Genomic DNA, 19,875 nt, shown 5'->3' on the forward strand with positions numbered 1-19,875 from the left:
GCGGATCCTATCGGTTTGTTTCGATGCGGAATATTCCGTCTGGTGGAAAGTACAAATGGGCGGCCTGCCGCTCAGGCGAGACCCTTCGGGTGAGGGCTTTCAGGCGGCTCAGGCGGCCGGCGAGGCGGCCGGTGCGACCAGAGCGAAGGTCTGCTGGGCGATCTCCAATTCCTCGTCCGTCGGGACCACGGCCACCACGACCCGTGCGTACGCCGCCGAGACGATGCGCGCCTCGTCGGAACGTACGGCATTGAGCTCGGCGTCCAGCGCCAGCCCCAGCTCCTCCAGGCCGGCGACGGCAGCTTCCCGCACCGGCGCCGCGTTCTCACCGACCCCGGCAGTGAACGCGACCGCGTCCACCCGGCCGAGCACCGCGTAGTACGCGCCGATGTACTTCTTCAGCCGGTGGATGTAGATGTCGAAGGCGAGCTGTGCGCGCTCGTCGCCCTCGTCGATCCGGCGGCGGATCTCCCGCATGTCGTTGTCGCCGCACAGGCCCACCAGGCCGCTCTTCTTGTTGAGCAGCTCGTCGATGTCGTCCGCCGACATTCCGGCGACCCGCTTGAGGTGGAAGGTCACCGCGGGGTCGATGTCACCGGAGCGCGTACCCATCACGAGCCCCTCCAAGGGGGTCAGCCCCATCGAGGTGTCCACGCACCGGCCGCCCGCGACCGCCGACGCCGAGGCCCCGTTGCCCAGGTGCAGGACGATGACGTTCACCTCGGACGGATCCTTGCCCAGCAGAGCCGCCGTCTGGCGGGAGACGTACGCGTGCGAGGTGCCGTGGAAGCCGTACCGGCGGATCCGGTGGGCGTCGGCAGTCTCGATGTCGATCGCGTACCGCGCCGCGGACTCCGGCATCGTCGTGTGGAAGGCGGTGTCGAAGACCGCGACCTGGGGGAGGTCCGGGCGCAGCTCCTGGGCCGTACGGATACCGATGATGTTCGCCGGGTTGTGCAGCGGCGCGACCGGGACCAGGCGCTCGACCTCGGCGAGCACCTCGTCGGTGATCACGGTCGGAGCCGTGAACTTCAGACCGCCGTGCACCACCCGGTGACCGATCGCCGCCAGCTCGGGGGAGTCCAGGCCGATCCCGTCGTGCGCCAGCTCCTCCGCGACCGCCTTCAGGGCCGCGCCGTGGTCGGCGATCCGTCCGGTGCGCTCGCGCTTCTCGCGGCTGCCGCCGGTCAGCGGGGTGTGCACCAGGCGGGACGTCTCCTCGCCGATGCGCTCGACCAGGCCGACGGCCAGACGCGAGCTGTCACGCATGTCGAGCAGCTGGTACTTCACCGACGAGGAGCCGGAGTTGAGGACGAGGACGCGGGTCGCGTGGGTCGGACTGGTCACGGTGGGGGCGCCTTCTGTTGCGAGGGTCATGCGGACTCGGACTCGGACTCGGACTCGGACACGGACTCGGACTGCGACTGGATCGCGGTGATCGCGACCGTGTTCACGATGTCGCTCACCAGCGCACCGCGGGACAGGTCGTTGACCGGCTTGCGCAGACCCTGCAGCACCGGCCCGACGGCCACGGCGCCCGCCGAGCGCTGCACCGCCTTGTAGGTGTTGTTGCCGGTGTTGAGGTCCGGGAAGATCAGCACCGTTGCCCGGCCCGCCACCTCGGAGTCCGGCAGCTTCGTCGCCGCGACGGACGGCTCGACCGCCGCGTCGTACTGGATCGGGCCCTCGATCCGCAGATCCGGACGGGCGTCGCGGACCAGCTTGGTCGCCTCGCGCACCTTGTCGACATCCGCGCCGGAGCCCGAGGTGCCGGTGGAGTACGAGAGCATCGCGATCCGCGGCTCCACGCCGAAGCGGGCGGCGGTGGCCGCCGACTGGACCGCGATGTCCGCGAGCTGCTCGGCGTCGGGGTCCGGGTTGACCGCGCAGTCCCCGTACACCAGCACCCGGTCGGCCAGGCACATGAAGAAGACAGACGAGACGATCGAGGCCTCCGGCTTGGTCTTGATGATCTCGAAGGCCGGGCGGATGGTCGCGGCCGTGGAGTGCACGGAACCCGACACCATGCCGTCGGCCAGTCCCGCCTGGACCATCAGCGTGCCGAAGTAGTTCACGTCCGCCACCACGTCGTACGCCAGCTCTACCGTCACGCCCTTGTGGGCGCGCAGCTCCGCGTACCGCTCGGCGAAGGTCTGGCGCAGTTCGGAGGTCTGCGGGTCGATCAGCTGGGCGGCGGTGAGGTCGATGCCCAGGTCCGCGGCCCTCTTCCGGATGACCTCGGTGTCGCCGAGGAGCGTCAGGTCGCAGACGTCCCGGCGCAGCAGTACGTCGGCGGCGCGCAGCACCCGGTCCTCGGTGCCCTCGGGCAGCACGACGCGACGGCGGTGGGCGCGGGCCTGCTCCAGCAGCTCGTGCTCGAACATCATCGGGGTGACCCGGCCGCTGCGGGCCACCGCGAGCCGGGCCAGCAGGTCGCCGGTGTCGACATGTCGCTCGAAGAGGCCGAGCGCGGTCTCCGCCTTGCGCGGCGTGGCGGCGTTCAACTTCCCTTCCAGCGAGAACAGTTCGGCCGCGGTGGGGAAGCTGGTGCCGGCCACCAGGACCACCGGGGTGCCGGGTGCGAGGCGCGCGGCCAGGGTGAGGATCTCCTCGCTCGGCCGTTCGTTCAGCGTCAGGAGTACGCCGGCGATGGGCGGGGTGCCGGCGGAGTGCGCGGCGAGCGCGCCCACGACCAGATCGGCGCGGTCGCCGGGGGTGACCACCATGCAGCCGGGAGTCAGGGCGTTCAGGAAGTTCGGCAGCATCGCGCCGCCGAAGACGAAGTCCAGGGCGTCACGGGCCAGGCCGGCATCGTCGCCGAGCAGCACTGTGCCGCCCAGCGCGTGGGTGATCTGGGCGACCGTGGGGGCGGCGAGGGCCGGCTCGTCGGGGAGCGCGTAGCAGGGCACCGGGAGGTGGGCTGCCAGGCGCTCGGCTATCGCCCCGCGCTCCTCGGGGACGACACGGTTGACGACCAGGGCGAGGACGTTGCAGCCCAGGGCCTCGTACGCGCGGTAGGCGTTACGGGTCTCGGCCCGCACCGACTCGGCGGTCTGCCCCTTGCCGCCCACCACCGGGATCACCGAGGCGCCGAATTCATTGGCAAGGCGCGCGTTCAGCGCCAGCTCGTCGGGGAGCTGGGTGTCGAAGAAGTCCGTACCGAGGACGAGCACGACCTCGTACTGCCGTGCCACCTGCAGAAAGCGCTCGACGAGCCGGGAGACCAGCTCGTCGGTACCCTTCTCGGCCTGCAGCGCGGCGGCCTCGTGGTAGTCCATGCCGTACACCGAGGCGGGATCCTGCGAGAGCCGGTAGCGCACCCGCAGCAGATCGAAGAGCCGGTCGGGGCCGTCGTGCACGAGGGGGCGGAAGACACCCACCCGGTCCACCTGGCGGGTCAGGAGCTCCATGACTCCCAGTTCGACGACCTGGCGGCCGTCCCCGCGATCGATCCCGGTCACGTACACGCTGCGCGTCACGCGTGCTCTCCCGTCCATGCTGTTGCGTACAAGAAGTACAGAAAAGGTGGTGTATACAAAAAAACCGCCCGGCGCGGCATTGCCCTCTTGACAATACCTCCGTGGGTAGATAGAGCGCCCGCCGGACGAGGGTGGGCCCAAAGGGCCCACGAGCAGCTGCCGAGCGCCGTCCGCGCAGTGGTACGAAGGAGCGGCGAGCCGCTGGGAGCGCGGGGTCCCGTAAGCCCGTGGAACAATCGAACTGGGCTCACATGTACCACTGACGAGCAGGAGACACAGCACGATGCGCATCGGAGTTCTCACCGCAGGCGGCGACTGTCCCGGCCTGAACGCAGTGATCCGGTCGGTCGTGCATCGCGCCCTGACCGGGCACGGCGACGAAGTCATCGGTTTCGAGGACGGGTTCAAAGGCCTCCTCGACGGCCACTACCGGCCGCTCGACCTCAACGCGGTCAGTGGCATCCTCGCGCGCGGCGGCACGATCCTGGGCTCCGCGCGGCTCGAGCGCGGCCGGCTGCGCGAAGCCGCCGAGAGTGCCGCGGAGTTGGCGAAGCAGTACGGCATCGACGCGCTGATCCCGATCGGCGGCGAGGGCACGCTCACCGCGTCCCGGATGCTGGCGGAGGCCGGGATGCCCGTCGTCGGCGTACCGAAGACCATCGACAACGACATCTCCTCCACCGACCGCACCTTCGGCTTCGACACCGCCGTGACGGTCGCCACCGAGGCCATCGACCGGCTCAAGACCACCGCCGAGTCGCACCAGCGCGTGATGGTCGTCGAGGTGATGGGACGGCACGCGGGATGGATCGCGCTCGAGTCCGGCATGGCGGGCGGCGCGCACGGCATCTGCCTGCCCGAGCGGCCCTTCCAGGTCGAGGACCTGGTGAAGATGGTCGAGGAGCGCTTCGCGCGCGGCAAGAAGTTCGCGGTGGTGTGCGTGGCGGAGGGTGCGCATCCGGCCGAGGGCTCGATGGAGTACCGGAAGGGCGCGATCGACCAGTTCGGTCACGAGCGCTTCCAGGGCATCGGTAACCGGCTGGCCGCGGAGCTGGAGATGCGGCTCGGCAAGGAGGCCAGGCCGGTCATCCTCGGGCATGTGCAGCGCGGCGGCACGCCCACCGCGTACGACAGGGTGCTGGCGACGCGCTTCGGCTGGCATGCGGTGGAGGCGGTGCACCGCGGTGAGTTCGGCATGATGACGGCGCTGCGCGGCACGAAGGTCACGATGGTGCCGCTGGCCGAGGCGGTCACTCGGCTGAAGACCGTGCCCGAGGACCGGGTGTTCGAGGCGGAATCGGTCTTCTGACTCTTCCCCTTCCCTCCTCCTCTTCCTCCCCTCCCTGCCCGTCCGGTTCCTGTCCGCCTGGCCGGCTGCGCGTGCCGAGTGGCCTTGATTGCCCCCCCGTGGGCGATCAAGGCCACTCGCCTTTCCCCCGTCCACCTCCGCGGTTCCCCGTCCCTTTTCGCCGCGGTTGGCGCAGATCACTCTTGAGTTCGGTGGCCTGAATCGCAAGGCTGTTCTCTGTCCGGGACATGTCCCAACCCTGTCCCGCCACGGCGTATCGGCAGAGGGGGGAGCGGATGGAACCCGCTGGGCATGGCGCTCCGGATCCGGAACAGGCGTGCAGCTCCGTCGAGTTCATCGCTCAGCTGCAGGCGCTCAAGGACTGGTCGGGCCTGACCTACCGGGAGTTGACGACCCGGGCGGAGGCGGTCGGCGACGTGCTGCCGCGCTCGACCGTCGCCAACATGCTCAACCGCACCACGGTGCCGCGCGAGGAGCTCGTCGCGGCATTCGTACGCGCGTGTGGCTGCGGCCCCGGCGCGACCGACGCCTGGCTGCGGGTCCGCAAGGAGCTCACCCGGCGCGAGCGGCAGTCCGGCGAGGTCCCGGACTTCGGAGCCGTTGAGGGGGCCCAGGAAGCAGCCGGTTCCGGCGATGTGGAGCCGGGTCCCGGCACGGAGGAGCCGGCCCCGCCGGAGCCGCCCCGCAGGACCTGGCTCACCCGCGCGGTCCGGCCCGCGGTGGTCGTCCTCGCGCTCGCGGTGGCCGCGGTGACCGTGACGCTCGCCGTCCGCGACACCGGCCCGGACAAGGGCGAGCAGAGCGACGGGCAGCGGAAGAAGCAGGGGCTCCAGGTTCCGCCCCGCTCGCCCGAACCCGGTTCCGTACGGATCAGAGCCGTCGACTCCGGTCTCTGTATCGGCGAGCGCGCCGAGGACGGCCCCAGCGGGCAGCTCTACCAGCTGGCGTGCGTGCCGGACACCATTCCGCGCTTCGCTCTGAGACCCGTCGAACCCGGCTGGCGGATCGTGACGTTCCACCCCGAGTTCGGCGAGGGGTGCAGCGGCGTGCAGGAGAAGTCGAGGGACATCGGCGCCCCGGTCGTCGACCAGGAGTGCGGCAAGCGCGGCCCGGCCGAGGCGTTCCGGCTGGAGGCGGTCGGCAAGCCGGTGCGCGGGTACCGGCTGCGGCCGCTGCACAGCGACCTCTGTGCCGGGGTGCGCGGAGCCCCGAAGGAGACCGGGGCTCCGATCGAGCAGCAGGCCTGCGCCAAGGACGCACAGGGCCAGCTGTTCACCTTCGACCGGGACCCGACGGCAGGCAAGACCAACGTCAGCTAGGGGGTGTCGTTCGGATCAGGTTGGATCTTGCCGGGCTCGCCCGGTTCAGGAGTCCGCCTAACGGCGCGCCAGTTCCCAGAAGTGGTCCACGATCCGGTCCAGGAAGTCGCGGCCCGCCTCCCCGGTGTCCGCCGACGTGGAGCCCCAGCTGAGCGTCGCCACCGTCCGGGACTGGTAGTCCGTGTGCAGCTGCGCCAGTACGTCCTCCAGATGGTGCCGCTCCATCGGCAGCATCTTGGACACCGGACGCACGTACGCCTGCCAGCGCGCAGCCACCGCGTCCCGCAGCAGCCCCGCCAGCTCCTCGTCCCGGCCGGTGGCCCTCAGCAGTTCGCGGGGCTCGAGGTCCAGCGTCTCGGCGAGCGCGGCGGTCTGCCGCTCATTGCCGCGCCAGCGGCCCGACTCCTCCATCCGCCGGTACGAGGAGACGTCGAGGCCCACCCGCCGGGCCAGGTCGTCGGGGGCGAGGCCGCGCGCCATCCGGTGCTCGCGCAGGGTGGACGCCGCGGTGAGCAGCTCACTGGGCGCGCACCACAGGACCCCGGCGAGCGCGGTCAGTTCCTGCTGGCTGGGCGTGGCGAGCCCCCGTTCCCAGGCGACCACCGTGTCCGGCGGTATCAGGAGCCCGTACTGGGCGCGGAGGCCGTACGTGACGTGGCCGGGTGCCATGCCGAGGGCCTCGCGCAGTCGGCGCGCGGCGGGAGCGTTGAAGGGCGGGGAGGGGGTGTGGTGCACGGGCACACCGTAGAGGCCGGAGGGGGTCGGCGACTACGGGGCGTTCACCCAACGCCACGTGTCGTAGGAACATCCGAGGTGATCGTACCGTTTGGTAACGTTCCGGGGGATCTCGGCGTCCGAGGGGCCCTGCGCGGGGGGTTACCGCAGGGTATACGGTGCGCTACCGCCCCGGCCCGTCAGCCCTTGACCGCGCCGCCCAGCGCGAAGCCGCCGCCCAGCCTGCGCGCGATGAGGATGTACAGCAGCAGTACCGGGACCGAGTAGAGGATCGAGAATGCCGCGAGCTGGCCGTAGATCACCGAGCCGTAGTTCCCGAAGAAGGTGAAGATCGAGACCGACGCGGGCAGCTGCTCGGGGCTCAGGAGCAGCATGAACGGGACGAAGAAGTTCCCCCAGAGCTGGATGAAGGTGTAGATCGTCACCACGGTCAGCCCCGGGCCCATCAGCGGCAGTACGACCCGGGTCAGCGTCTGGAGACTCGTCGCGCCGTCCGTCCAGGCCGCCTCCTCCAGGACCACCGGGACGCCGTCCATGAAGTTCTTCATCAGCCAGATGGCGAACGGCAGCTGGGACGTGGCGAGGAAGAGCCCGGTGCCGTACGTCGTGTCGATCAGGTTGACCTGCACGAACAGTCCGTAGACCGGGACCATGATCGCGGTGATCGGCAGGCACGTGGTGAACAGGATCGTCAGCAGGTACGGACGGCTGAAGCGCGAGCGGTGGCGGGAGAGCGGATAGGCGGCGAACGCCGCGCACACCACCGTCAGCAGCGTCGAGCCGCCGCACAGCAGCAGGCTGTTGAGCATCGGAGTGAAGGTGATCTCGTCGGTGAGCACCGCGTCGTAGTTCTCCGCCGTGACGGACGAAGGGACGCGCACCCGCAGATCCGCCTCCGCGTTCACCGAGGCAAGCAGCAGCCACACCAGAGGGAGGGCGAAGGCCGCGGCGGTCAGCAGCAGCGCGCCGTTCGCGGTGAGCCGGGCCCGGGTGGTCCGGCGCATCACACCTCCACCTTCATCAGGCGCAGGTAGACGATCGAGAACAGCGAACCCACCAGCAGGAGCAGCAGCGCCACCGCGGTGCCGTAGCCGATCAGGCTCTTGAGGAACGCCTGGTCGTACATGAACACCGGCAGCGTCTGGCTGCGGTTGCCCGGGCCACCCCGTGTCATCGCCCAGATCAGGCCGAAGACCGAGAGCGTGGAGAGAGTGTTGAGCATCAGATTGGTGCCGATGGAACGGCGGATCATCGGCAGAGTGATGTACCAGATCCGCCGCGGCCCGCTCGCTCCGTCGACCTCGGCCGCCTCCGTGATCTCCCGCGGGATCTCGGAGAGCGCGGCGGAGTAGATCAGCATGGAGAACGCCGTGCCCCGCCAGACATTGGCGAAGGACACGGCCAGGATCGGCAGCGTGAACAGCCAGTTCTGGGACGGCAGATGCAGCCAGTCCAGGATGGCGTTGAGCGTCCCCTCGCGCCGGAAGAAGGTGTACAGCAAGAACGCCGCGACGATCTCCGGCAGCACCCAGGCCGTGATCACCAGCGTGCCGGTGAGTGTGCGTACGGGACGGGACGCGGCCCGCATCAGTCCCGCCAGCGCCAGCCCCAGCGTGTTCTGGCCGATCACCGCGGAGACAAAGGTGAAGACGAGTGTGAGCCGGACGGCGTTGCGGAAATTGTCGTCGGCGAACGCCCGGCGGAAGTTGTCCAGGCCGACGAAGTCGGATCCGGACGCGCCCGTCAGCTGGGTGTCGGTGAAGGCGATCCAGACGCAGTAGCCGATGGGGCCGGCGAGGAAGAGGAGCAGAAGGATGGTGGCGGGGGTGAGCGGTACCCACCGCCACCATCCCGTTCGGGTGGCGCTCACCAGGCCCACCTGGACGCGCTCATGACGGGCTCATGAGGCGCTCATGGGGACACGACCGCGCCGTCGACGATGGTCGTGAGCTGGTCGGTGTACGCCGTGGCCGCGTCCGCCGGTGAGGAGTCCCCCGTGGTCACCTTCTCCATCGCCTCACCGATGGCCGTGGACACCTGCGGATAGACGGGCAGCGCGGGCCGGTAGTGGGTGTACTGCACGAGCCCGGTGAAGAACTCGATGCCCGGCATGGACCGCAGATACTCCGGGTCGGCGGCCACGTCCTTGCGTACGGCGATCTGCGCGGCCACCACACACCACTGGGTCGCGTTCTGCCTCGTCTGCAGCGTCTTGACGAACTCCCATGCCAGATCGGGGTTCTTGGCCTTCTGCGGAATCGACCAGGCCCAGCCGCCGGACATGGACACCTTGCCGGGCGCCTGTCCGTTCTGGGTGGGCATCGGGGTCTGGGCCAGCTCCCTGCTCCAGTCCGGCCACTCCTTGGGACCCTTGTTCACCCAGTTCTGCCCCATCCAGGAGCCGTCCAGAGAGATCGCGAGCTTCCCCTCGGGGAACCACTCGGTGGCGACCCGGGTGCCGACATTGGGGTCGAGGGCATCGGAGACGTCCGGGCCGAGCTTCTCCGCGTACACCGTCCGTACGAAGTCGAGGGAGTCCCGGAAACCCTTGCCGCCGGCGACCCACTTCTTGGCGGCGGGGTCGTAGAGCGGGTCTTCGCCGGTGCCGTACAGCAGCATCTCGAAGCCCTGCATCACGGCCGCCTCGCCCGGACCCTTGCCGGTGTACACATTGAGCGGGATGACGCCGGGGACCTTCCGTTTGACGGTGCGCGCGGCGTCGAGGATCTCGCCCCAGTTCTTCGGCTGCCAGTCGGCGGGCAGACCGGCCTTGGCGAAGATCTCCTTGTTGAACCACAGGCCACGGGTGTCGGTGCCGTCCGGAATGCCGTACGTCCTGCCGTCCTCCGCCTTCGCCGCCTCCTTCGCCGTGTCGACGAACTGGCCCCACTGGTCCCACTGGGGGAGATAGTCGTCCAGCGGCTTCAAGTACCCGGCCTTGATGTCGGAGTTGATGCGGAAGGTGTCCTCGTAGACCAGATCGGGAGCGGTCTTGGGGGAGCGCATCATCTGCTGCGCCTTGGTGGCGTAGTCGTTGTCCGGGGCCTGGATCGGAATCAGCTTGATCTTCTTGCCCGGGTGGTCCTTCTCGAACTGCTTCTTCGCCGCCTCGAGATGGGCGTCCTTGAAGCGGATCTTGTTGTCGGTGGACCGGTTGTAGGCGACTTTGACGGTGCCGGCGTCGTCGCCGGAGCCGCCGCAGGCCGTGAGCGTTCCTGCGACAAGCGCGGTGACGGCGGTGATGAGGATCAGTGGGGCGGTGGGGCGCACGGGCACGACCTCCTCTGAGCCGCATGGCTCGGAGCCACAAGGGCTGCCCGGTGACCGTAGGACCGGCCTGTCGGCAAGGTCAATCCCCGTGCAGGGTACGGTCGTTGAAGCGCTTTCTCGGCCGCGGTTCAGTGCGCGGCGGGAACCCACCGGTACTGGAGCTCGGGACGTCCGATCTGCCCGTACTGCGGGCTGCGCGCGGCCCGCCCGTCGGTGACCAGATGTTCGAGGTAGCGGCGCGCGGTGATCCGCGAGATACCGACGGCGGCGCCCGCCTCGGCGGCGGTGAGCCCGGCCGGAGCCTCGCGCAGCGTACGGGTGACCGCCTCCAGCGTCGGGCCGCTGAGTCCCTTGGGCAGACCGGCGGGCCGGGGCGCGCGCAGCGCGCCGAGCGCCCGGTCCACCTCGTCCTGGCCGCTGGCCTCGCCGGCCGCGGCGCGGAACTCGGCGTACCGGGAGAGCCGGTCGCGCAGGGTGGCGAAGGTGAACGGTTTCAGGACGTACTGCACGACCCCGAGCGAGACGCCTTCGCGGACGATCGCGAGATCACGGGCGGAGGTGACGGCGATGACGTCCGCGTGGTGGCCCGCGGCACGCAGGGACCGGACGAGATGCAGACCGTGCCCGTCGGGCAGATACAGGTCGAGCAGCAGCAGATCGACCTGGGTCCGCTCGAGGACGCGGACCGCCTCGGACCGCGAGTGCGCCACGCCGGCCACGGCGAACCCGTCGACGCGCCCGACGTAAAGGGCGTGCGCGTCGGCGGCGACGGGGTCGTCCTCGACGACGAGGACTCTGATGGGTTCGGTCATGCGGGTCATGTGGGTCATGCGGGCACCTCCGCGGTCTGCAGCGGCAACCGTACGGTGCGGTGACCTGCCCGGGGGCGTGGTTGGGGGGCGGGCGGTCTCATGCGTCCACCTCCGGGGCCCGCACCGTGCCGTTGGGCCCTTCCGCAGCCCCCGGGGGTACGTCCGTCTCATGCGTCCGCCGCCCCACGGACCGCAACGGCAGCCGCACCGTGAACTCCGCGCCGCCGTCCGGGCCCTGGGCCAGTACCACGGTGCCCCGGCCGCGGTGCACGGCCTGCTGGACCAGCGCCAGCCCGAGCCCGCGGCCCGCGCCATGGGTGGACCAGCCGCGGCGGAACACCTCCTCCGCGTCGGCCGGGGCGACCCCCGCACCGGTGTCGCCGACGCGCAGCAGCAGCTCGTCCTGGCCGGCACACGCGGTGACGGTGACCCGGGCGCGGTGCGCCTGGCCCACCCGTCCGGCAGCCGCGCCGCCTTCGAGGGGGCCGCCGCTCCGGCTGTCGCCGCCCCCGCCCGCCGACGCGTCGGAGGCCGCGTCCACCGCGTTGTCGATCAGATTGCCCAGGATCGTCACCAGGTCGCGCGGCGGGAGCGACGAAGGCAGTACGCCGTCGTCGATGCGGCTGTCCTCCGTGAGGACCAGCTCCACGCCGCGTTCGTTCGCCTGCGCCGCCTTGCCCAGCAGCAGCGCGGCCAGGACCGGCTCCCCGACCGCCGCGACGACCCGGTCGGTCAGTACCTGGGCCAGCTCCAGTTCCGATGTGGCGAAGTCGACCGCCTCGTCCGCGCGACCGAGCTCGATCAGGGAGACGACCGTGTGCAGCCGGTTGGCGGCCTCGTGCGCCTGGGAGCGCAGGGCCTGGGTGAAGCCCCGCTCCGAGTCCAGTTCGCCGGAGAGCGCCTGGAGTTCGGTGTGGTCCCGCAGGGTGACCACCGTCCCGCGCTGTTCGCCGCCGACGACCGGCTGGGTGCTCACCACGATGATCCGGTCGGTGGTCAGATGGACCTCGTCGACCCGCGGCTCGGACGCCAGCAGCGCGCCCGTGAGCGGGGCAGGCAGCCCGAGTTCGGCCACCGGCCGCCCGACCGCGGTGTCGTCCAGGCCGAGCAGTTCGCGCGCCCCGTCGTTGAACAGGGCGATCCGCCGCTGCCCGTCGAGCATCAGCAGCCCCTCGCGGACGGCGTGCAGCGCGGCCTGGTGGTAGTCGTGCATGTTGCTCAGCTCGGCCGCGTTCATACCGTGCGTATGCCGCCGCAGCCGCACGTTGATCACGTAGGTGCCGACACCGCCCAGCGCGAGCGCGGCACCCGCCACGAGGAGCAGCACGGTGACCTGCTTGCGCACCTGCTCGCTGATCTCCTGGATGGTGATGCCCGCGCTGACGAGCCCGGTGATCTTCCCGCCGTCGCGCACGGGCACCACCGTCCGCACCGAGGAGCCGAGCGTGCCCACGTACGTCTCGCTGTAGACCTCGCCCCGCAGTGCCGGGCCGATGTGTCCCAGATACGTCCTGCCGATCTGGCCCGGCTGGGGGTGTGTCCAGCGTGTCCCGTCCGGGGCCATGATCACCACGAAGTCGACCCCCGCGTCCTTGCGCAGCGCCTCCGCGTACGGCTGGAGCCGGGGCGACGGGTCGGCGGAACGCGCGGCCTCGACGACCGAGGGGGAGCGGGCGGCGGCCGCCGCGGTGGCGGTGGCCTGCAGGCGCGCGGACTCCTCGGCCTGCGAACGGTCGGTGAAGTACACGAAGAGCGCACAGCCCGCAACGATCACGGCGACCAGCACGACCTGCATGGCAAAAAGCTGGGCGGCCAGGCTGCGGGGGCGGGGTAGGCGCATGAAACAAGTCTGCCTGGCCGATTTTATGTGAACGAAACGCACGCAACGGTGACCCCGGTCACAGCCTCGTGAATAGTCACGGGCATTCCATCGGGACATGGACGCGTGATCGAAACAGGAGGACCCCGTGGCTACCAAGACGGACAGACGGGACCGGACCCACTATCTCTATATCGCCGTGATCATCGCGGTGGTGCTCGGTATTGCCGTGGGCCTGGTCGCCCCCGAGTTCGCCACTGAGCTCAAGCCGCTCGGTACCGGTTTCGTGAACCTGATCAAGATGATGATCTCGCCGATCATCTTCTGCACGATCGTGCTGGGCATCGGCTCGGTGAGGAAGGCCGCCAAGGTCGGAGTGGTCGGCGGCATCGCGCTCGGCTACTTCCTGGTGATGTCGATGGCCGCCCTCACCATCGGCCTGGTCGTGGGCAACGTCCTGCAGCCCGGTGAAGGGCTCCGGCTGACCGATGCCGTCAAGGAGGCGGGCCAGGGGCAGGTGGCGGCGGAAGCCAAGGACACCGTCGAATTCCTGCTCGGGATCATCCCGACCACGATCGTCTCCGCCTTCACCGCGGGCGAGGTCCTTCAGACCCTTCTCGTCGCGCTGCTCGCCGGCTTCGCGCTGCAGGCGATGGGCAACGCGGGACAGCCGGTGCTGCGCGGTGTCGAGCACATCCAGCGGCTTGTCTTCCGCATCCTCGCCATGGTGATGTGGGCCGCGCCGATCGGTGCCTTCGGCGCGATCGCGGCCGTCACCGGCTCGGCCGGTCTCGACGCCCTCCAGAGTCTCGCCGTGCTGATGCTGGGCTTCTACGTCACCTGCTTCCTCTTCGTCTTCGTCGTGCTCGGGGCGCTGCTGCGCTTCGTCGCGGGCCTCAACATCTTCACGCTCTTCACGTACCTGAGCCGTGAGTTCCTGCTGATCCTGTCCACGTCCTCCTCCGAGTCCGCCCTGCCGCGGCTCATCGCGAAGATGGAGCACCTGGGCGTCAGCAAGCCGGTGGTCGGCATCACCGTCCCGACCGGCTACTCCTTCAACCTCGACGGCACCATGATCTACATGACCATGGCCTCGCTCTTCATTGCCGACGCGATGGGCAACCCGATGTCGCTCGGGGAGCAGATCCCGCTCCTTCTCTTCCTCTTCGTCGCCTCGAAGGGCGCGGCGGGCGTCACCGGGGCCGGGCTGGCCACGCTGGCCGGCGGCCTGCAGTCGCACCGCCCCGAAATGGTCGACGGCGTGGGCCTGATCGTCGGCATCGACCGCTTCATGAGCGAGGCGCGCGCGCTGACCAACTTCGCGGGCAACGCGGTCGCCACCGTCCTGATCGGCACCTGGACGAAGGAGATCGACAAGGACCGGGTCGAGCAGGTGCTGGCGGGCCGGATGCCGTTCGACGAGAAGACGCTGCTGGACGACGGTCACGGCACGCCTCAGGAGGACGTGGGCGTCGATGTCCCCGAGCCCCGCAACGAGGCCGAGGTGCCTGCGAAGGTCTGACGCGGAGCCGCGTTACCGGCGGAACGCTCAACTTCCGGTGAATGTCCGGTCGTTGGCGTACCGCCGGTAACAGAGACGTGTCATCGTATGCGCTGCCATGGCATGCGCATGCGAAGGGATGGTTCGATGTCGCGTTTTCCGGTAGTGCTCGCGCTCACCCTCACGCTCGCTTTCGGCTCGGTGACCGCCTCGGCGGCTTCCTCCGCCCCCACCGACGGGTCGCGGGACGGTCTGCGTGACGTCGTGATCGTCGGCAACAGCGCCGGCGGCACGGTGAACTTCATCGATTCACGCACGTACGAGAACCTCGGCTCGCTCGATGTCATCCCCGACCTCGACGCGGTGCTGGCCGGGATGAATCCGCTCAGGCGGGCCGCGTACGAGGTGGTCAAACAGCAGGCGGGCGGCGACAAGTTCGTCGACGACGCCCATGTCTCGCCCGACGGGCGCACCCTGTACGTGTCGCGCGGCAACCTGGGTGACGCGGCGGCGTACGACATCGCGAGCGGCCGCCAGTTGTGGCGTACGCACCTCGACGGCGTCAAGGCAGACCACGCGACCCTCTCGCCGGACGGCAGGACCTTCGTGATCTCGGCCATCACGGCCGCCAAGTCACAGACGCTGGACACCGCGACGGGCAGGATCACCGGAGAGTTCCCGACCGGCACCTACCCGCACGAGAACATGTACTCGGCGGACGGCAAGCGCATCTACAACATGTCGATCGGCGTGACCTCGCTGCCCAAGGCGCTCAATTTCCTCAAGGGCACCAAGCAGGTGACGGTTGCGGACGCGCAGACCCTGAAGGTGGTGCGGAAGTACTCCTTCGAGTTCGGTGTCAGGCCGGCCGTGATCACGCCGGACGAGCGGACGATGTACGCGCAGCTGTCGTATCTCAACGGCTTCATCGAGTACGACCTGGAGCGCGGCCGTACGGTGCGTACGGTGCAGATGCCGTTCGGGGCGGGCGGCGGGGCGATGAAGCCCGACGACTACCCGCAGAACTCCGCCCACCACGGCATGGCGATGAACGCGGCGGGCGACAAGCTCTGCATGGCGGGGACCATCGACGACTACACGGCCGTCGTCTCCCGGCCGGGCCTGACGACGGACGGATTCGTCCACTACCCGGCGGGCTCACTGCCGTACTGGACCGTGACCGCGCCCGACGGCAAGCACTGCTTTGTGACTCTGTCGAACCGCGACGAGGTGTCGGTCGTGGACTACACGACGGCCAAGGAGGTCGCCCGGGTGAAGGTCGGTGACTTCCCGCAGCGGGAGCGGGCGGGGAAGATCGCGGAGGATGCGCTGGGTGGCCTGACTGCCACGCCGTGACCTCTACGCCCTCTACCCCGTCCGAACAGGTGTGAGCGCGGGCGGGGGCGTCACCGAAGCTCTCGGACCGGGACGCCCTCACCCGAGGGCTGCTGGGCGTCCCGGACCCCGCCGTCCTCACTGCTGGATCGGGTTGCCGTCCGTCCCGCAGACGTACCCCGCGTTGATGCAGTTGCTCACGCGGCGCCTCAGTTCCGCGTCGTCCCACGCGTTGAAGAAGTGACCCGCTCGGGGGCCACGGGGGCTCCGTTCTGACAGAGAGGGGGCGTCACTTCCTGAACACCACCGGGAGTTGTGCCGGATGCCCGTTCCGGAGCGGCTGGTCCCGCTGCTCGGCCGGACCGGCCGGCGCCGGGCCGTTGCCTTGACGCCGACGTCAAGGATTACCGTCGAGGACATGCGCATCGGCGAGCTGGCGGAGCGGGCCGGGACGACCACCCGCACTCTGCGTTACTACGAGTCCCGCGGGCTTCTGCCTGCCCGGCGCGCGGTGAACGGCTACCGCACCTACGACGAGGACGATCTGCGGCTGCTCCAGCAGATCCGGACCCTGCAGGACTTCGGGTTCGATCTGGAGGAGACCCGCCCGTTCGTCGACTGCCTGCGGTCCGGTCACCCGGCGGGCGACTCCTGCCCCGCCTCGCTCGCCGTCTACCGGTCCAAGCTCACTGAGCTGGACACGCTCATCGAGCAGCTCCGGACGGTACGCACCCAGGTCGGCGCGCAGCTCGCGCGGGCCGAGCTGGAGGCGCAGGCCGATGTTCCGGGCGGCCCGGAGCCGCGCTGTGAATTGACCTACGGAGGGGAAGACGAATGATCCACGCAGAAGGTGTCGCCGAAGTGACCGACACGGACTTCGACGACGAGGTGCTCAGGGCCGACCGCCCGGTCCTGGTGGAGTTCACGGCAGACTGGTGCGGCCCGTGCCGCCAGCTGGCCCCGGTCCTGAGCGCGATAGCAGCCGAGGAGGCCGAGCGGCTCAAGGTCGTACAGCTCGATGTGGACACCAACCCGGAGATCATGGCGCGTTACGGCGTGCTGTCGATGCCGACGCTGATGGTGTTCCACGGGGGCGAGCCGGTGAAGTCCATGGTCGGCGCCCGCCCCAAGCGCAAGCTGCTCCAGGAGCTGGAGGGCGTGCTCCAGCCCGCCGTCTGAGGTGCGGCCTCGCCCGGCGCCGAAGTGCTGCCTCGCCCGGGCGGAGCGTGACGCGGGCCCGGCGCCGGACGATGTCGATCCCGAGGTCCCGGCGATCCCGGCGATCTTGACGTCGGTTCCGCGGCTCGCGCCCGGCGAGGTGGTCAAACCTGCCGCTCCTCGCCCCGCGGCGCGAGCACATCGCGGGCGTCCGCCCAGGCCGTCGTGGACAGCAGCGACCGCCACCCGGTGAAGAGCCGCATCAGCTCCCCGCCCCACTCCGCCCGGAACGCCTCGTTCGCCCGGGCCAGATCGAGCTCATTGGCCGCCGTCAGTTCGGCGAAGTCCCGCCGCTGCCCGGCGGTCGGTGTGAAGGTCTCGCCCGTGAACCGGTCGCGGTATGCCGCGTCGGCCCGGGGCAGCGTCCGATACGACGCGCCGCGGTCGCAGCTCGCGTAGAAGTACACGAGCTCCTCCGCCTCCCGCCCGATCGCCGCCGTCAGTTCGTCCCGCCGCTCCAGGGGCAGCAGCGAGGTGGCGAAGCCGTCCGTCCCGTAGAACGCATGGCACAGTCCGGCCAGCTGGAGTGCCGGCCGCGCACCCCAGGCTTCAAGTCGTTCCCGAACGCGTTCCAGATGGGCGAGCAGGGTTCCGCCGGGGTGATCGATGCGGGCCGCGCCGGCCTTGTGCAGCAGGGCGACGGCCTCTGTTGTGTTCCCCGATGTGCTCACGGACAGAAAAATACCCCGGAACCGAATTGACGGCCGGGGTATTTCACTGCGTATATTGGATATTTCCGCATGCGTGTACGCTAAAGCATACGGAGAGGTTCATTAGAGGCACTGTATCGCGTCAGGAGCTGAATTGTCAACCGACGAATTGCAGAACGAGCAGCAATTCATCACTCTGCTCTACGAGCGTCTCGACGCTCTCCGTGAGCAGGCCGAAGCTGCTGTCGGGACGACGATCAGGCAGGTCAGCACCGGTTTGCAGGCTCGCGTGGAGCGCGATGTGAGCGTCGCGGAACACTCCGACCAGGTGGCCGCGCTGAATGCCGTCGACTCCGGGCTCTGTTTCGGACGCATTGATCTCAAGGACGGAGCCCGGCATCACATCGGGCGTATCGGAATGCGGCAGGACGATACGGAACGCACTCCGCTGCTCATCGACTGGCGTGCTCCCGTCGCCCGGCCCTTTTACCTCGCCACCGGCCATGAGCCGATGGGACTGCGCCGACGCCGGCACCTCACCACCAAGGGGCGCGCCGTCACCGCGCTCCATGACGAGATCCTCGATCTCGCCGACGCCACCCGGACCGGGCACGAGGACCCGGACGCGGACGCCGTACTGCTCGCCGCCCTCGGGTCCGCACGCACCGGGCGGATGAGCGACATCGTGCAGACCATCCAGGCCGAGCAGGACCGCATCATCCGTGCCCCGCAGCGCGGAGTCCTCGTCGTCGAGGGCGGTCCCGGCACCGGGAAGACCGCGGTCGCGCTGCACCGGGCCGCGTATCTGCTGTACGCGTACCGCGAGCAGCTCGCCCGTCGTGCCGTGCTGATCGTCGGACCGAACCCGGCCTTCCTCGGGTACATCGGCGAGGTGCTGCCCTCGCTCGGTGAGACCGGGGTGCTGCTCTCCACGATGTCGGAGCTCTTCCCCGGCGTACACGCCACCGGCACCGACACCCAGCAGGCCGCCGCGGTGAAGGGCCGCGCGGGGATGGCCGATGTCCTGGCCCGTGTCGTACGCGACCGGCAGACGCTTCCCGAGACGGTGCGGGACATCGATCACGAGGGGAGCGGCACGCTGCCCGAGCCGGTCCTGGAGATCGACCACCAGGACCACGGGACGCTGCTGCTCCATCGCGAGATGGCCCACGAGGCCCGCGACCGCGCCCGGGCCACCGGGCTGCCGCACAATCTGGCCCGCCCGCACTTCGCCTTCCGGATCATCGATGCGCTGACCGCGCAGCTCACGGACCGGCTCGGGGCCGACCCGTACGGCGGGCCGAACCTCCTCGGCCCCGACGACATCGCCCAGCTCGGCAAGGAGATCGCCACCAGCGCCGAGGTCCACGCGGCGATCGAGGAGCTGTGGCCCGCGCTCACCCCGCAGCAGCTCGTCGCGGACTTCCTCGCCGAGCCGGGCAGCCAACTGTCCGACGCGGACGCGGACGTGATCCGGCGTGCGGGCGGTCCGTGGACCCCCGCCGATGTGCCGCTGCTGGACGAGGCCGCCGAACTGCTGGGTGCCGACGACAGTGCCGAGCGTGCGGCACAGGAGGCCGAGCGGCAGGACCGGATCTCCTATGCGCAGGGCGTGCTGGAACTCTCCCAGGGCTCCAAGACCTACGAGTTCGAGGACCAGGAGTCCGAGGTGCTCGCGGCGCACGACATCATCGACGCCGAGCGGATGGCCGAGCGGCAGGAGGAGGCCGACCACCGCAGCGCGGCCGCGCGCGCCGCGGCCGACCGGACCTGGGCGTTCGGGCACATCATCGTCGACGAGGCGCAGGAGCTGTCCGCGATGGCGTGGCGGCTGCTGATGCGCCGCTGCCCCACCCGCTCGATGACCCTGGTCGGCGATCCGGCCCAGACCGGCGACGCCGCGGGCTGCGGGTCGTGGTGGCAGATCCTCTATCCGTACGTCGGGGACCGCTGGGAGCACACGCGGCTGGGCGTCAACTACCGCACTCCCGCCGAGATCATGGAGCTCGCGGCGGACGTGCGCAGGAGCGAGGACCCCGCCTTCGAGCCGCCGCGCTCGGTGCGTTCGACGGGCGTACGGCCCTGGGAGGTGACCGTGTCACCGGACAAGCTGGCCCGCACGGTCGCCGAGCGGGTGGCCGAAGCACCCCACGAGGGGCGCCTCGCGGTGATCGCCCCGGCCGGGCTCCAGGCCGCCCTCGCGGCCGAGCTGCCCGACGTCCCGTCCGGCGGCGAACCGGACCTCACCCGGCCCGTCGTACTGCTGGACCCCCGCCAGGCCAAGGGCCTGGAGTTCGACACGGTGATCGTCGTCGAGCCGGAGCTGATCCGCTCCGGCTCGGCGCACGGGACGAATGACCTCTATGTGGCACTCACCCGGCCCACCCAGCGCCTGGGGGTGGTGCGTACGGACACCGCGTAGGTGTAC

16 protein-coding genes are annotated in these 19,875 nt (G+C 69.9%); 7 read left to right on the forward strand and 9 right to left on the reverse strand.

All coding sequences use genetic code 11. From position 1 onward, the window contains the following. Positions 1–108: 108 nt before the first annotated feature. Both OG883_RS06030 and pta read right to left on the reverse strand, forming a co-directional pair. Positions 109–1,347, reverse strand: coding sequence for an acetate kinase (locus OG883_RS06030; RefSeq protein WP_266535991.1), 1,239 nt, complete (start codon positions 1,345–1,347; stop codon positions 109–111). A 26-nt stretch (positions 1,348–1,373) separates the two neighbouring features. After that, positions 1,374–3,479: a phosphate acetyltransferase gene (gene pta, locus OG883_RS06035; protein WP_266535994.1), complete on the reverse strand. Its 2,106-nt coding sequence runs from the start codon at positions 3,477–3,479 to the stop codon at positions 1,374–1,376. 283 nt (positions 3,480–3,762) lie between these two features. On the opposite strand from pta, the gene OG883_RS06040 reads away from it, so the two are divergent. Beyond that, entirely contained in the window at positions 3,763–4,788 is a 1,026-nt protein-coding gene (locus OG883_RS06040; RefSeq protein WP_266535997.1) for an ATP-dependent 6-phosphofructokinase, read from the forward strand. Between the two features lie 275 nt (positions 4,789–5,063). After that, complete coding sequence (locus tag OG883_RS06045) at positions 5,064–6,107, forward strand: RICIN domain-containing protein (RefSeq protein WP_266536000.1); 1,044 nt, start codon at positions 5,064–5,066, stop codon at positions 6,105–6,107. 57 nt (positions 6,108–6,164) lie between these two features. Here OG883_RS06045 and OG883_RS06050 read toward each other — a convergent pair whose 3' ends face one another. From OG883_RS06050 to OG883_RS06075, 6 genes are all read right to left on the reverse strand, one after another. Then, positions 6,165–6,842 carry a helix-turn-helix transcriptional regulator gene (locus OG883_RS06050; RefSeq protein WP_266536003.1) on the reverse strand — a complete coding sequence of 226 codons (678 nt, stop codon included), beginning with the start codon at positions 6,840–6,842 and terminating at the stop codon, positions 6,165–6,167. A gap of 179 nt (positions 6,843–7,021) precedes the next feature. Next, positions 7,022–7,846 (reverse strand): carbohydrate ABC transporter permease, encoded by an 825-nt coding sequence (locus OG883_RS06055; RefSeq protein ID WP_266536006.1) that lies wholly within the window; start codon positions 7,844–7,846, stop codon positions 7,022–7,024. Next, a complete protein-coding gene (locus OG883_RS06060) occupies positions 7,846–8,712 on the reverse strand; it encodes a carbohydrate ABC transporter permease (protein WP_266536009.1) in 867 nt (288 codons plus the stop codon). Before OG883_RS06060 ends, OG883_RS06055 begins: the two co-directional genes overlap by 1 nt. Before the next feature lie 41 nt (positions 8,713–8,753). Then, positions 8,754–10,112, reverse strand: coding sequence for an ABC transporter substrate-binding protein (locus OG883_RS06065; RefSeq protein ID WP_266536011.1), 1,359 nt, complete (start codon positions 10,110–10,112; stop codon positions 8,754–8,756). A 128-nt stretch (positions 10,113–10,240) separates the two neighbouring features. After that, positions 10,241–10,933, reverse strand: coding sequence for a response regulator (locus OG883_RS06070; protein ID WP_266541273.1), 693 nt, complete (start codon positions 10,931–10,933; stop codon positions 10,241–10,243). 88 nt (positions 10,934–11,021) lie between these two features. Continuing rightward, positions 11,022–12,764 carry an ATP-binding protein gene (locus tag OG883_RS06075; RefSeq protein ID WP_266536013.1) on the reverse strand — a complete coding sequence of 581 codons (1,743 nt, stop codon included), beginning with the start codon at positions 12,762–12,764 and terminating at the stop codon, positions 11,022–11,024. A 127-nt stretch (positions 12,765–12,891) separates the two neighbouring features. Between OG883_RS06075 and OG883_RS06080 the strand changes: the two genes are divergently transcribed. The 4 genes from OG883_RS06080 to trxA all read left to right on the forward strand — a co-directional run bounded on the left by OG883_RS06080 (position 12,892) and on the right by trxA (position 16,758). Next, complete coding sequence (locus tag OG883_RS06080) at positions 12,892–14,265, forward strand: cation:dicarboxylase symporter family transporter (protein ID WP_266536016.1); 1,374 nt, start codon at positions 12,892–12,894, stop codon at positions 14,263–14,265. Positions 14,266–14,391: 126 nt separating this feature from the next. After that, positions 14,392–15,600, forward strand: coding sequence for a YncE family protein (locus OG883_RS06085; RefSeq protein ID WP_266536017.1), 1,209 nt, complete (start codon positions 14,392–14,394; stop codon positions 15,598–15,600). A 397-nt stretch (positions 15,601–15,997) separates the two neighbouring features. Beyond that, positions 15,998–16,417: a MerR family transcriptional regulator gene (locus OG883_RS06090; protein WP_266541276.1), complete on the forward strand. Its 420-nt coding sequence runs from the start codon at positions 15,998–16,000 to the stop codon at positions 16,415–16,417. Next, positions 16,414–16,758, forward strand: a complete 345-nt coding sequence (gene trxA / locus OG883_RS06095; protein ID WP_266536020.1) for a thioredoxin — start codon at positions 16,414–16,416, stop codon at positions 16,756–16,758. The genes OG883_RS06090 and trxA overlap by 4 nt, the downstream gene beginning before the upstream one ends. 143 nt (positions 16,759–16,901) lie before the next feature. Here the strand turns inward: trxA and OG883_RS06100 are convergent, their stop codons facing one another. Further along, the gene (locus OG883_RS06100) at positions 16,902–17,468 is read right to left on the reverse strand and encodes a DUF6817 domain-containing protein (protein ID WP_266536023.1); all 567 of its coding nucleotides are present in this window, start codon (positions 17,466–17,468) and stop codon (positions 16,902–16,904) included. 148 nt (positions 17,469–17,616) lie between these two features. On the opposite strand from OG883_RS06100, the gene OG883_RS06105 reads away from it, so the two are divergent. After that, positions 17,617–19,869 carry an ATP-binding domain-containing protein gene (locus tag OG883_RS06105; protein ID WP_266541279.1) on the forward strand — a complete coding sequence of 751 codons (2,253 nt, stop codon included), beginning with the start codon at positions 17,617–17,619 and terminating at the stop codon, positions 19,867–19,869. Positions 19,870–19,875: the final 6 nt, after the last annotated feature.

The sequence above is a fragment of the Streptomyces sp. NBC_01142 genome (assembly GCF_026341125.1).
Taxonomy (GTDB): Bacteria; Actinomycetota; Actinomycetes; order Streptomycetales; family Streptomycetaceae; genus Streptomyces.

Bases quoted from the DNA above. Each gene is read 5' to 3' on its own strand.
- OG883_RS06085 (WP_266536017.1), top strand. From the start codon at position 14,392: ATGTCGCGTTTTCCGGTAGTGCTCGCGCTCACCCTCACGCTCGCTTTC.
- OG883_RS06055 (WP_266536006.1), bottom strand. From the start codon at position 7,846: ATGCGCCGGACCACCCGGGCCCGGCTCACCGCGAACGGCGCGCTGCTG.
- OG883_RS06045 (WP_266536000.1), top strand. From the start codon at position 5,064: ATGGAACCCGCTGGGCATGGCGCTCCGGATCCGGAACAGGCGTGCAGC.
- OG883_RS06090 (WP_266541276.1), top strand. From the start codon at position 15,998: ATGCGCATCGGCGAGCTGGCGGAGCGGGCCGGGACGACCACCCGCACT.
- trxA (WP_266536020.1), top strand. From the start codon at position 16,414: ATGATCCACGCAGAAGGTGTCGCCGAAGTGACCGACACGGACTTCGAC.
- OG883_RS06075 (WP_266536013.1), bottom strand. From the start codon at position 12,764: ATGCGCCTACCCCGCCCCCGCAGCCTGGCCGCCCAGCTTTTTGCCATG.
- OG883_RS06070 (WP_266541273.1), bottom strand. From the start codon at position 10,933: ATGACCCGCATGACCGAACCCATCAGAGTCCTCGTCGTCGAGGACGAC.
- OG883_RS06040 (WP_266535997.1), top strand. From the start codon at position 3,763: ATGCGCATCGGAGTTCTCACCGCAGGCGGCGACTGTCCCGGCCTGAAC.